Origin of the sequence: Anaerocolumna cellulosilytica, from assembly GCF_014218335.1 — a bacterium.
Classification (GTDB): domain Bacteria; phylum Bacillota; class Clostridia; order Lachnospirales; family Lachnospiraceae; genus Anaerocolumna; species Anaerocolumna cellulosilytica.
On sequence record NZ_AP023367.1, the window covers coordinates 3307440 to 3321383 of the forward strand.

Annotated in this window: 11 protein-coding genes; 1 reads left to right on the top strand and 10 read right to left on the bottom strand. The window is 36.5% G+C overall.

Annotated elements, in window-relative coordinates; translation table 11 throughout:
- Window positions 1-241: 241 nt before the first annotated feature.
- The 9 genes from acsn021_RS13620 to acsn021_RS13660 all read right to left on the bottom strand — a co-directional run bounded on the left by acsn021_RS13620 (window position 242) and on the right by acsn021_RS13660 (window position 11484).
- The gene (locus acsn021_RS13620; protein ID WP_184095781.1) at window positions 242-1528 is read right to left on the bottom strand and encodes a sn-glycerol-1-phosphate dehydrogenase; all 1287 of its coding nucleotides are present in this window, start codon (window positions 1526-1528) and stop codon (window positions 242-244) included.
- Window positions 1529-1584: 56 nt separating this feature from the next.
- Window positions 1585-2835, bottom strand: a complete 1251-nt coding sequence (locus tag acsn021_RS13625; RefSeq protein WP_184095779.1) for a M16 family metallopeptidase — start codon at window positions 2833-2835, stop codon at window positions 1585-1587.
- 321 nt (window positions 2836-3156) lie between these two features.
- Window positions 3157-3576: a hemerythrin domain-containing protein gene (locus tag acsn021_RS13630; RefSeq protein ID WP_184095777.1), complete on the bottom strand. Its 420-nt coding sequence runs from the start codon at window positions 3574-3576 to the stop codon at window positions 3157-3159.
- 156 nt (window positions 3577-3732) lie between these two features.
- Window positions 3733-4881, bottom strand: coding sequence for a radical SAM protein (locus acsn021_RS13635; protein ID WP_330601825.1), 1149 nt, complete (start codon window positions 4879-4881; stop codon window positions 3733-3735).
- 76 nt (window positions 4882-4957) lie between these two features.
- Entirely contained in the window at window positions 4958-6088 is a 1131-nt protein-coding gene (locus tag acsn021_RS13640; RefSeq protein ID WP_184095775.1) for a GNAT family N-acetyltransferase, read from the bottom strand.
- A 170-nt stretch (window positions 6089-6258) separates the two neighbouring features.
- The gene (locus acsn021_RS13645; RefSeq protein ID WP_184095773.1) at window positions 6259-7299 is read right to left on the bottom strand and encodes a sulfate/molybdate ABC transporter ATP-binding protein; all 1041 of its coding nucleotides are present in this window, start codon (window positions 7297-7299) and stop codon (window positions 6259-6261) included.
- Entirely contained in the window at window positions 7296-7985 is a 690-nt protein-coding gene (gene modB / locus acsn021_RS13650) for a molybdate ABC transporter permease subunit (protein WP_243167988.1), read from the bottom strand. The genes acsn021_RS13645 and modB overlap by 4 nt, the downstream gene beginning before the upstream one ends.
- Before the next feature lie 106 nt (window positions 7986-8091).
- The gene (gene modA / locus acsn021_RS13655; RefSeq protein WP_184095769.1) at window positions 8092-8958 is read right to left on the bottom strand and encodes a molybdate ABC transporter substrate-binding protein; all 867 of its coding nucleotides are present in this window, start codon (window positions 8956-8958) and stop codon (window positions 8092-8094) included.
- A gap of 438 nt (window positions 8959-9396) precedes the next feature.
- A complete protein-coding gene (locus acsn021_RS13660) occupies window positions 9397-11484 on the bottom strand; it encodes a polyribonucleotide nucleotidyltransferase (protein WP_184095767.1) in 2088 nt (695 codons plus the stop codon).
- A 502-nt stretch (window positions 11485-11986) separates the two neighbouring features.
- Between acsn021_RS13660 and acsn021_RS13665 the strand changes: the two genes are divergently transcribed.
- Window positions 11987-13387 carry an NAD(P)/FAD-dependent oxidoreductase gene (locus tag acsn021_RS13665; protein WP_184095765.1) on the top strand — a complete coding sequence of 467 codons (1401 nt, stop codon included), beginning with the start codon at window positions 11987-11989 and terminating at the stop codon, window positions 13385-13387.
- 183 nt (window positions 13388-13570) lie between these two features.
- Here the strand turns inward: acsn021_RS13665 and rpsO are convergent, their stop codons facing one another.
- Window positions 13571-13837 carry a 30S ribosomal protein S15 gene (gene rpsO, locus acsn021_RS13670; protein ID WP_184095763.1) on the bottom strand — a complete coding sequence of 89 codons (267 nt, stop codon included), beginning with the start codon at window positions 13835-13837 and terminating at the stop codon, window positions 13571-13573.
- Between the last annotated feature and the right edge of the window lie 107 nt (window positions 13838-13944).

Here is a 13944-nt window from a genome sequence, read left to right on the forward strand (position 1 = left end):
AACCAGGTTGAAAGAAGGTCGTGTGGCTTCCTTTCCTATTTTATTTTCTTCCAACCAGCCAGAACATAAAAATCTTTTGCTTTTTAATGCCTTGCTATCGATTTCATCAAAACTCGGGATTATTATATGGAAAATAATAAATTTTATTTATCATTTTTGTAATAACATTTGATTCGACAAAAAACTGCTGCAAAGTAAACAATATGCAGCAGTTTTTAATCTCTTATGAAAAAATTTAATTTTATAAACGGAGTAGCTTAGTTAAGCGCAGGAAAGTCAAGCGATTTCTGACATAAGGTGACAAACGGATTGTTTTAGGAATAATTCCTTCCTCTAGCTCTATCTCCTGCACATCTTTAATACAACCTGCTGCTGTAAGCAACCTATTAATTTCTTCTTCCGTAGGAAGTTTATCCAGTATTCGTGCTATATCCGGCAATTGCTGTTTGAATTTCTCTTCATTTATTCCCGCTAAAGGATCCGGTGTATTTTCTGTAATAATATCTTCATACAATCCTTTAGGTGCAAATGCCTCTTTTAGTATATCATATTCCAGCCCTTTATATGGTTTTACACTGCAAAAGCCATTTCGTATAGCATTTTTAACTTTATGATAGGTTTTTGTTGCTATCATGAGTCCAATGGAAACTTTTTCTCCATGATAGGCATCTAGCGGTCCGTTAATCACTTCCATTTCCCACAGATGAGACATATGATGCTCTGATCCAGAGGCCGGTCTTGAGTTTCCAATCATCTGCATCGCCAGGCCAGATAATAGCAATGCATACATAAGCTGCTCATAAGCCTGTTTTCTTACCTCTTCAGAATTATAATTGCGAAGCTGGGGCAAGCAAGAGCAGACCTCCTTCAATGCCTTTAATTCCAATTCACACACTCGTGTACATATATACTCACCTGTTACGATATGAGATACTTCCCAATCAATGAGGGCTGTATATTTACCCAACAGGTCAGAAATACCAGATGCCGTCAATCTGTAAGGTGCCTCTGAAAATACATCCGTATCTGCAACTACCAAAACCGGCGAAACTGCCGGAATGGTTTTTTTCATTCCATTCCAAGTCATGGCCGCTACCGTTGAAACAAAACCATCAACACTGGCAGCTGTTGGTACCGATACAAAAGGGACAGACAAAATATTAGACAAATATCTGGTAATGTCATGAATGGTACCGGAACCTACCGCTAAAATCAGTTTTAAGTCTTTCATTCCCGCCAGCATCTCTTCTGCCAGCTCTACGCCATGGTTATCCGCATGTAGATTCTCCGCCGGCAATATTACCGTATAACTGCCCGGTAAAACAGCTTCTGCTTTTCTGCCTGCTGCTTTATATGTATTGGAATCACACAAGATACCAATCTTTGCATAATTTCCATGAAATATATGAGCCAGATATTCCGGAAGCCGTTTCACGGCTCCCGATTCTATAATAATATCCTTTACATAAATCTCATGATTTCTTCCGCAAGTACAAGAACCAGAAAAAGTTGTAACATCAATATGCATGATTACCTCCTTGAAATATTCCATTCATCATTGCATTCTTTTGTAATTATTTTATACTATGAAAATAATTTGATTTTGTCAACATTTTCTAGGTTTCCTACTAATGATAAACTGGCTGTTTCTTTTTTTAAATACTGGTTCGCAAACGAAAGTATTTCTTTCGCTGTTACTTCATTTACTTTGTTAATTATTTCATCTAATGGCGTAATATAGTCTTTAAATAAAATAGATTTACCATTGCTGTTCATTCGGCTTTTTGCACTTTCGTTTCCCATAATGAGTTCCGTCTTTATCTGTTCTTTTGACATAGAAAGTTCATCTTCCGATAAAGGTGTTGTCTTTAACTCCTCAATAATATTAAAGATATTAGATAATACCTGCTGTAACTGAATCGGATTCATTGCGCCGTATACCTGCAGCAAACCAGCCTTTTTGTAGGAGCTGCCATAAGAATAAATGGTATAAGTTAAGCCCCTGTTCTCCCTAATTTCTTGAAATAACCGTGAATTAATACTGCCTCCAAACACCGAATTTAAGATGGTCAGTGTATATTTTTCTTCTGCATCAGCAACGACAGATTGAAACGCCATATTAAGATGAAGTTGTTCAACGTCCTTTTGCTTGGTGTAAAGCGTAGGATGGTACACCGGTATGGTACAATCCTGCTGTCTTTCGCCCTCCGGTATGGCAGAAAAGTTCTTTTCTAAATGCTTAACAATCTCTTCTTCTCTAAAGTTTCCAGCTACGGAAATCACCATATTACCAGAGACGTAATACTTTTTCATAAATTGAAGAATCTCATCTCTGGTAATCGCCTTAACCGTTTTCTTGGAACCAGATATCTGATAACCCAGAGGATGCTTATCCCATATTTTCATCTGCAGCATTTCATGTACCAAATCTTCGGGCGAATCGTCGTACATGTCAATTTCTTCAAGGATAACGCCTTTTTCCTTCTCTAGTGCTTTTTCGTCAAACAGAGAATTATTTAGCATATCCCCTAGAATTTCAATAGCAATTGGTAAATGCTCGTCCAAGGTTACCGCATAAAAAGAAGTACATTCTTTACTTGTATAAGCATTTATGTCACCTCCGATTCGTGCCATATCATCTGCTATCTGCCTTGCTGTTCGATTCTTTGTCCCTTTAAAAAGCATATGCTCAATTATATGTGAAATTCCATTATTCTTTTCATTCTCATTAGAAGAACCAACTTTCACCCAAATTCCAAAGGCAGCACTTCTTAAATACGGCATAGTTTCTAAAACGACGGTTATACCATTGGACAACTTTCTTCGGTTTACCATTCATGACTTCCTTTCCTAGGGTTTGCCTGATACCCTTATCTCATATACGCTAAATTGTAACACTTATAAACAAATTATACAATACATGAATACAACACGGTAGATACATATCGATGCCAAATCCTTCAGATAAATAAAACTTATTATGAACCAAATGAACGACTTTTAATCTATATACACACTATAAAGAATTTTGTATTGTTCCTGACTAAGTAAATATACGATGATCCCTAATAAACGGGCAATTTTCATACTCTCTCCTGATACCAACAAATATTCTTTTGTTATTGTTCCATAACGTACGATGAAATCAAGTATGGATTATAATTTTCTCTCCTGAATCAGCCGATATAACTCCCTATCTTCTTTATCCATTCTGGCTGTCAGAGTTTTCATCATTTCCTTTGCTTCTTGCAAAAAAGTACTTATATCTTTAGAAATTTTACTGCCTATATTATATTTTATTTTAAAGGCTTTGTAATCCTCATCAATACTTCCCATTTCCTGCATATACAGGTGGCTTATTTTTTTTATCTCATCATCGGTACCATTGAAAAGAGCCGGATACAAAAATCTATCTTCCTCTAGAAGATGAATTTTTAGTTGTCCGGCTAATTTGTTAATATGTAATGCTATCTCTTGAATATCCATATTGGCACCTTTTTCTGCCTCTTTTAAGATAAAATTGATTTCCTCCCTAATTGTATTATGCTGGCGGTTCATATTTTCTAAATTTATCATAAAACTCCTATCTGTGCGCTTTAACACACGTATAATTCGGAGGTCGAAAACATATCTTTTCGGTTTTCTCTCATACCTCCTGTTGTTTTTGCAACCAGTATAAACCACAGGAGGTAAAAAATCTGTAATATATGTTACATTTCTTCATATAACAGATTAATTCAAGAAATCCTTTACACTTTCCCTCTGCTCAAATAATACACAGCCTCCTGTATGCTCACTTTTAAGAAGTTGACTATCCTTAAGTTTTCTAAATAAAGGAGATTTTAGAGCATCTCGTAATGACATTGTCTTTAAGCTGCTATCGGAGTACGGCGAAAAAGGACAGGGTTCCGCTCCCCCCGCTGGATTAATATGAAAAAATCCTCTTCCCGCTGCCAGACAGCCACCGGTACCTTTTTCATCACCCGGAAATGATATGAAAATCATATCTGAGTATTTTACCCTTAGTTCTAAAAGTTTTTGTTCTAAGTAACTTCTTTCCTCTTCTGTTGGAGCAATTTCCACAGACTTTTCATCAGCCGGAACATACTCAATATAAAATACAAGTTTGCAGCCGGATTCACATATGGATTTTAAGAAATTTTCCTCAGTTACCATTTTAAGATTATTTTTGGTAACTGTTATCGATACACCATAAAAGATTCCCTTCTTCTTCATGGAAGCCATAGCAACGGCTAACACTTGTGCTACACCTTCACCCCTTCTTTCTTCCGTAGTTTTTTCATCCCCCTCCAAACTTAAAACTGGTAAAAGATTTCGGTTCTGATGAAAAAGCTGCAAATATTCCCTATCGATTATCGTTCCATTGGTGAATATAGGAAATAATATATTTTTAAAATCGGCTGCTGTTCGTATTACATCTCTTCGCATAAGAGGTTCCCCTCCGGCTATTAGTATAAAAGATATCCCAATCTGTGCAGCTTGGAAAAAGACAGCTTCCCAGTCACTAACCTCTAATAGGTCTTCCATATCTGTATCTATACAAGTATGATTTGCTCTGGCATAACAACCCTTACAGTGCAAATTACACTTACTTGTAATACTTGCAATCAAAAATGGAGGGATATGTTCGCCCTCCATTTCTATTTTTTTTCTTAAGGATGCTGCTTTTTTACTGTCAATAGAAAACTTTGCAATAAACGCACTTTCCCTTGGATTGGTTAACGTCGCCTGAAATGCTCCCTTAACAATATTATCAATACCTTCACTTAAATATTCGTTCAAATTAAATTCCTGATTCATCCCCTTAGCCCTTTCTGATGGATTATTTCTACTAATATATTTATGACTTTTCTTAAGCAAATTATCCTGCAATTTATTACAAAATAAAATATATCATAGAAATAGGAACTGAAGATGACCAGAATTTATATAACAGTTAATTTCTTAATTCGAGAATCCCTGCACAAAAAGACACCTTCTGATAGTAGATATTTGAAAAGTTAAGCATCGCTTTGCTTTCTGAATATATCATATAAAACTCTTCTTCATCCCATTCTTCGTTACAGTTATGTCTTACTTCTTCCATCTGTTCTCTGGTTTCAAAGGAAATATCCCCGATAATGATAAAACCGCCTGGATTTAGATTTTTCTTCATTAAATTCAAAAAATTAATCTTTTCTTCCTCGGTCAGATGATGTAGAGCATATGTACTTATAATACAATCATAGGTCAGATTCATTAATTCGCTTGGCAGTCCCTTGGTAAAATCCCAATGTATTAAATTCGCATCAGGCATTTTACTTTGTGCAGTCTTTAACATTTCGTAAGAAAAGTCTACACCATATATATCATATCCGTTTTCGTACAATCTAAAAGTAAATGTTCCTGTACCAAAGCCAATATCCAGTATTGTTTTCACAGACTTACCTTTTATCACTTTATATATACTGTCCAATACCTTTGAATATTCTGCAAAAGGATATAGATTATCTGTCTGGCTGCTTAAAACACTGCTATCATAAGTGCAAGCCCACTGGTTAAATCCTTCATCATCCATTGGACCTTTTTTAATAAAAGTTTCCTTTGTCACCTCAAGATAGGAATCAGAGGGTTCTAAATAATTCGGTCGCTCTTTGCTTATAAAACCCAGTTTTTTGTATAATCTCCATGCCTTACTGTTATTAGAATTAGGATCAACGTAAGCTCTTTTTGCCAACCCCTTATCAAATACATGACTTAATGCATATCTTAATGCATAATGAGCAATACCTTTGCCCTGAGCTTTTGGTAATAACTTTATATCCATAGCAGCTATATCATGAACTGTATTAATTTCATAAAAAGTTTCACCACAAAATCCAAGCTCTCTTGTATATATACTGTAATGTTTTCTCTTTTCTTTATTTGCCTGTAAGTGAGTATGCCATGTTTCCATTTCCTTCATAGTTATGCCCAGCCCCTGAGGAAAGCCCACGTAAAACATTACATCGCCATTATTCCACAAATTTAATATATTCTCTAAATCTTCAATCTTCGTTTCTTTTATTATAATTGAGTCTGTACTCATATGTCCTCCTGCATATTAGGAGGGTTACTTTATTTCAGCCCTCCGGTTTTTTATGTTTAGTGTATAATATTTTCTCTTCATATCGTATCATCCTTTCCGAAGTCTGTTATAAATTAACAAGTTACTCTTACATAGTATTACACCGCCTATTACATTGTCAATTACAAACTTTAGCTTAACAACATTAGAGCCCCTTTAGGCAGGATTAAATATTCCGGCAGTTGTTCTTTTAAAGTATTGTTCCAATAGGCTTTACTGATTTTCCACCAGATTTCACTTCCCTTACTGTTTACTATGATATTCTGCTCAAAGGGAGATTCTGCAACTCGCATTAAGTTGCATGGCAACGAGTTTTCCTGTTTGCTGTCAATAGCCGGCCGTATAGCATGAGCACGGATTCCGACATACTGTATGGAATCTTTGATTATTACATCCGTATGTAAGGTTATTCCCCAATCCAGTGCCTCCAAAACCGTTTCTGACACTTTTTTTGCTCTTGAAATATTCTTACATCCAGTCAATCTAGCTCCCGCTAAGTTTATAGGATTTTTAAAGATTTCCTTGGTATTACCCATAAGTACGATGGCTCCATTCTCAATTACTGCAATACTCCCGCACATTCCATACACCTCATCACGATCATGAGAAACAAGCAACGTATCACCCCTGTACCCCCTCAGACTTTCAATCAGTTCCTGCTGCAAGCTTTCCTTTAAGTAGGCATCCAAAGCAGAAAAGGGCTCATCTAACATGAGCACCTCAGGTTCATAAGCAAGAATTCTTGCCAAAGCCACTCTTTGCTGCTGCCCTCCTGATAATTCTACGGGATATCTCTTCTCAAAACCTTTAATATGTAATAGCCCTAGCATTTCATAAACTCTGGATTGTTTTTCTTTTTTTGACCCTTTTAAACCACAGCTAATGTTTTCCTCCACGGTCATATTGGGAAATAATGCATAATTTTGAAACAGATAACCTACATTTCGCTCCTGAGGCGGAAGATTAATTTTTTTCCTGGAATCAAATAATACTTTATCATTCAGCCGAATCATACCTTCATCTGGTTTTACAATCCCTGCAATACACTTTAAAGTCATACTTTTACCACATCCCGAAGCTCCTAAAAGTCCCATGGTCTCACCCGTAGTTTCTAATCTTACTTTCAGGGAAAAGCCTTTAAATTTCTTTTTGATATCAACATACAGACTCATCTCTTACCCCTCCTTACTTTACTTTTACCGAATCTTCTTTTTCTTATAGGCAGATAGTTCATAAAGAACACTACTCCAAAGGAAATAATCACAATAATGGCTACCCACAGCATAGCCTTCTCCATGTCATTACCCTGTGTAGCCATATAGATTGCTACCGGAATTGTTTGGGTTACTTTTGGTATGTTACCGGCTATCATTAAGGTTGCACCAAATTCACCTAAAGCACGGGCAAAGGCGAGAATTCCACCGGATATAACTCCCGGAAGTGCCAGGGGCATAATTACCTTCCAAAAAATCTTAATTTCTGACATACCTAATGTTCTGGCTGCATACACAAGATTTTGGTCTATCTGTTCAAAGGCCGCTTTAGTAGAACGGTACATAAGAGGAAATGCTATCACTATAGCTGCTATTACTGTAGCCGGCCACTTAAATATTATCTGAATCCCAATTTGGGACAGCAACTTTCCTAAGAGACCGTTTTTCCCGAACAGTAACAAAAGAAAGAAACCAGCTACTGTGGGAGGAAGTACCAATGGAAGGGTAAATAAACCATCCACAATCCATAATACACCTCCTCTTAGTGCCCTTACCTTATGTGCAGCGAATATACCAAGAAAAAATGTTATGACAGTTGCACAGGTTGCTGTACGAAGTGAAATCAATAAAGGTGCCCAGTCCAACACGTTTCCTCCCTTCCGTATCATATTAATTTAGTTCAAAACATTATATTTAGAGTGCAGAATTACTGGTCCTATCTTTTAAATGACTATTTTGTAATTGTCCATCTTATTTATTTTCTTCAAATCCGTATTTTTCAAATACTTCTATTGCATCTTTAGACGACAAATATTGTACAAAAGCTTTTGCAGCTTCCTGAGCTTTCGAATCCTTTACAACTGCTATGGGATATATTACCTTGGAGGTGCTTCCTACCGGTGCCTCTGCAACCACCATAACGTTATCACTGGATTTTGCATCGGTTGCATATACCACACCAGCATAGGCATTTCCCGTCGCAACCCAGGTAAGAACTTCCGTTACGTCTTTACCATAAGTTACCTTTTCCTTTACCTTGTCTAAAATTCCAAGTGTCGTAAAAATTTCCTCGGAATATTGTCCGACCGGTACACTAGCTGGATCACCCAAAGCAATAATCGGAGCTTTTACTATATCTTCAAAACTACTAAGACCTAGGTCGCTTTCCTTCGGAACAATAAGAACTACCTTATTCTCAAGTAATTCTTTTTTTGTATCATCCAAAATAAAACCGCCCTCTTCTAACGCAGTCATCTGCTTTAAAGCTGCAGACATAAATACATCAACAGGTGCTCCCTGCTCAATCTGCTGTTGTAACGTTCCTGAACTTCCAAACGTAAAAGTTAGGGTTACATTAGGGTTTGTAACTTTATAAAGTTGCTCCAATTCTTCCATTGCATTCTGTAAGCTGGCAGCCGCAGCAACTAGAATTTCCGCAGATTTGTCTTCCTTGACCGATTGTTCTGGCGTAACTGTTTGCGACGGCTGCTCAGTTAGTGTTTCAGTAACTTCTGTTATACCGTTTGCCTCCTTAGATGGATTTTTCTTATCACATCCAACGAAAGCAAAAATTGTGGCAAATAAAAGTAAAACTAAAAGCATTTTCATTTTTTTCATAAACTTTCTCCTTTTTTTTGTTCTATAATATTTTCGTGCCTGTCTTTTGGTATCCTAGGCAAAAACGATTCTATTAAAAAAAGTCTAAAGCAACATCCGCCTTAGACTTCTATGTCATTTAATTGATTCCTATGCAAGTACACAACTACTCCAATTTTCGTTTCGATTTGTTATGTTTTACTTATTGTTTTGTATTTTACACTCTCTGTTATGTTATGTCAAGTTTTCTTAATTTTAAGCAAATCTGCAACTTCTTAAGGTGTATAAAGTTCTTCCTTCAATGTAAGTTCCTTTTTCTAAAGATTGAATTTGTTACTAATATAGGCTGATTACTTTCATCCGACTTATCAGACGGTATTCACAAAGAACTTCACATGAAAAAGAACATGGTTTCAAAAAACTACCATGTTCTTCTTTATACTATATAATACAACCAGATTATTTAACGTCTTTTATACTAAAGCTTATTCTGCCCATTTTATCTTTACCAAGGCATACTACCTTTACCATATCTCCAAGAGTAAGCACATCTTCCACCTTGTCAATACGTTCTTTGGAAATCTTTGAAATATGAACCATACCCTCTTTGCCAGGAGCAAATTCAATAAAGGCTCCAAATTCCTTTATGCTTACTACTTTACCTTCAAAAACCTGACCTTCCTCAAAATCTGTAACAATGGTCTGAATTAACTTTATGGCTTTTGCAATACTTTCAGCGTCAACACCGCATACAGAAACGGCACCTTCGTCAGATATATCAATTTTTACACCTGTTAATTCAATGATTGCATTGATGGTCTTACCTCTCTGCCCAACTACATCACCGATTTTTGCAGGATCAATCTTAATCTGAACAATCTTTGGAGAATAAGGGCCTACTTCCGCACGAGGCTGTGAGATACACGGAGCCATAATATCATCTAAAATATATGTCCTTGCCTCTTTTGTTCTATAAATAGCTTTTTCAATTATTTCTCTGGTTAAACCATGAATTTTGATATCCATCTGAATAGCAGTTATACCTTTATGAGTACCTGCTACTTTAAAGTCCATATCACCAAAGAAATCCTCCAAACCTTGAATATCGGTTAAGATGATATAATCATCATCCGCCTCTCCGCTAACTAAACCAACGGAGATACCTGCAACCATACTCTTAATGGGAACACCTGCTGCCATTAAGGAAAGGGTGGAAGCACATATACTGCCCTGAGAGGTTGATCCGTTTGATTCTAATACTTCAGATACGGTACGAATTGCATAAGGGAAATCTTCCTCAGAAGGAAGTACGGGTACTAATGCTTTTTCTGCTAATGCACCATGTCCGATTTCACGTCTTCCCGGTCCTCTGGAAGGTCTTGTTTCACCAACAGAATAGGAAGGGAAATTATAGTGGTGCATATATCTTTTTGAAGTTTCATTCTCGTCAATACCATCTAACTTTTGGATTTCAGCAAGTGCACCTAGAGTTGTTATAGTAAGTACCTGTGTTTGTCCACGGGTAAACATAGCTGAGCCGTGGGTTCTCGGTAATATATCCACTTCAGCAGCAAGCTTACGTATTTCTGTAATCTGACGGCCATCCGGACGTTTTTTATCCTTTAATATCATCTTACGAACTGTTTTCTTCTGGAATTTATAAACCGCTTCATCAAGAAGAGACAGCCATTCCGGATGTTGTTCTTCATAACGAACTATTAACTTGTCCTTTATTTCACGGATATTTGCTTCTCTCACCTGTTTTTCATCTGTAAATACAGCTGATTCCATGGCTTCTGGTGTAATAAAAGCAACCATATCCTGCCACAGTTCTTCCGGAGTATCACATTTTATATAATCATGTTTTGGTTTACCACATTCAGCAACAATTGTTTCAATAAATTCAATGATTTTATGATTTAATTCATGGGCTAAAAAGATTGCTTCAATCATTTTGTCTTCCGGAAGTTCATTGGCACCGGCTTCAATCATAATAACCTTTTCTTTTGTGGAAGCTACCGTTAGACTTAGAGTAGATTTTTCTCTTTGGGAACTGGTCGGATTGAAAACGAATTCTCCGTCTACCATACCAACCATTGTAGAGGCCGTCGGGCCATCGAAAGGGATATCTGAGATTGCGGTTGCAATGGCTGAACCTAACATTGCTGTTAATTCAGGACTGCAATCCTGGTCCACACACATTACCAGATTGTTTAATGTTACATCATTTCTATAATCTTTTGGAAACAGGGGTCTCATAGGTCTGTCAATAACACGGGAGGTCAGAACAGCATTATCAGATGCCTTCCCTTCTCTTTTAATAAATCCTCCAGGTATTTTACCTACCGCATATAATTTTTCTTCATATTCAACACTTAATGGGAAGAAATCAATACCTTCCCTCGGTTTATCCGATGCGGTAGCAGTTGATAATACCACAGTATCGCCATAGTGCATAAATGCTGCACCATTAGCCTGTGCCGCTACTCTGCCAATATCAACTGTCAGGGTTCTGCCTGCAAGTTCCATGGAAAAACTTTTGTACATAGTTACTCTCCTTTAATTTGTAATTTAGTTGGAGATGCCGAAACTACTGAAAAATTCACCAAAGTTAAATATTATTCAGTATACTTTATAATATTATTTTGATAACCTTTTCAGAAGTCTCGGAATAAAGCTCCAACATACAGTAATGAAACAGGGAAATTAACCCTGTTTTTATATATTATAGCACTAATACAAAAAAATTACTACTAAATTTTTCAATTTCATTAATTGTCAGGATAATATAAAAAATTCACACTAGAGTGTGTTCGAATAATACTTTACAAGAATCGGATTCTTCATGTGTATCTCTTATTAATGAAGTCAGTATAAATACCACTTTCTTACTATTATAAAACAATACGAATTTCAACCTCATGACATCACCTTCTATTCAAGGTCAATAAGTAGGAATTGTATAGAATAACTTGCATAATAATAGAATTTGTGATAAAATTCCTGTTGGTTATACTAAGGTAATCTCTAACACAAAAGGAGTGTTTTGATGCAAAAATACGATGTAATTATTATAGGTGCCGGACCATCCGGTATTTTTTGTGCCTATGAACTTATTAAGGAAAACAAAAACCTCAATATCTTGATGGTGGAAAAGGGACGCCCCATAGAAAATAGAATGTGTCCAAAACGTACCACAAAACAATGCGTAGGCTGTAAACCCTGCTCTATTACTACCGGTTTTGCAGGTGCCGGTGCTTTCTCCGATGGTAAGCTTTCCTTATCCCCGGATGTTGGCGGTAATCTCCCTGACATTTTAGGTTATGAAAAAACTATAGAATTATTAAAAGAATCTGATGACATTTACCTTAAATTCGGTGCCGATACAAATGTGTACGGCGTTGATAAAGATGAGGAAATCCGTGAAATCAGGAGGAGGGCAATTAATGCCAACTTAAAACTGATTGAATGTCCTATCCGTCATTTGGGTACCGAAGAAGGCTATAAAATATATACCAGACTTCAAGAACATCTTCTGGCTGAAGGCGTTACTATGCTCTTCCATACCATGATACAAGATATTCTAATTGAAGACCAGCAGGCAAAAGGTGTTATAACAACAGATGGAACTACTTATTATGCGGATGAGATTGTCTCTGCAATCGGTCGTGAGGGTTCTGATTGGTTTAGCCACATCTGTGAATCCCATGGAATTGAAACGAAAGTAGGCACAGTTGATATTGGTGTCCGTGTAGAAGTTCGTGATGAAGTTATGGAATTCCTAAATAAGAATCTCTATGAAGCAAAACTGGTATACTACACCCCAACTTTTGATGACAAAGTCCGTACCTTCTGTTCCAACCCTTCCGGAGAGGTTGCTACGGAATATTATGAAAACGGCTTAGCGGTTGTTAACGGACACGCTTATAAATCCCAAGAATATAAGACGAATAATACGAATTTTGCAATACTGGTTTCTAAAAACTTTACAAAACCTTTTAGAACCCCTATTGACTACGGTAAATACATTGCACAGTTAAGTAATATGCTTTGTGATGGAAAAATCCTAGTACAAACTTTTGGTGATTTTCAAAGAGGACGAAGAACCACAGAAGAGAGACTTTGCAGAAACAATCTGATACCAACTCTAAAGGATGCTGTTCCGGGAGACTTATCTTTAGTATTCCCTCACCGTATTATGGTTGATATCAAGGAAATGATACTGGCACTGGATAAAGTAACGCCAGGCATTGCCAGCGATGAAACCCTGCTTTACGGTGTAGAGGTTAAATTCTATTCCAATAAAGTAGTTGTAAATCAAGATTTTGAAACCAGTATAAAAGGTCTTCGTGCTATTGGTGACGGTGCTTCTGTAACTAGAGGTCTTCAACAGGCATCTGCTAACGGCATCAGTGTTGCAAGAAGTATCGTAGCTGGATTAGCTAGGTAATAAAATTCGAATTATTTGATTCATTCTGATAAACGGATTTTAAAAATTGGACACCCAAACGTTGTCTAAAGAATTGGCAAGCTATGGGTGTCCAATTTTTATACCTATTTTCTATAAAATTGAAGTAAAGAAAAAGAGCGGATATAATCCACTCTTCTTCCATTGAAAGTTATATTTAAAAAATTATTTTCTTAAACCTAAACGTTCAATTAAAGCACGGTAACCTTCGATATTTGTTTTCTTTAAATATTCAAGTAACCCTCTTCTTTGACCAACCATCTTTAAAAGACCGCGTCTGGAATGGTGATCTTTTTTGTTAGTCTTTAAATGTTCAGTTAATTCCCCAATTCTTGCAGTTAAAAGTGCAATCTGTACTTCAGGTGAACCTGTGTCCTCTGGAGTTCTTCCGTAAGCTGCAATAATTTCATGTTTCTTTTCTTTACTAATCATATTAATATTCCTCCTAAATTTTAAACGCCAAATACCAAGATTAAGGTCGGAGTGTCCTACTTCTGAGTATAGGCTATATTCATACGTATCTAATGATAACATAGTCT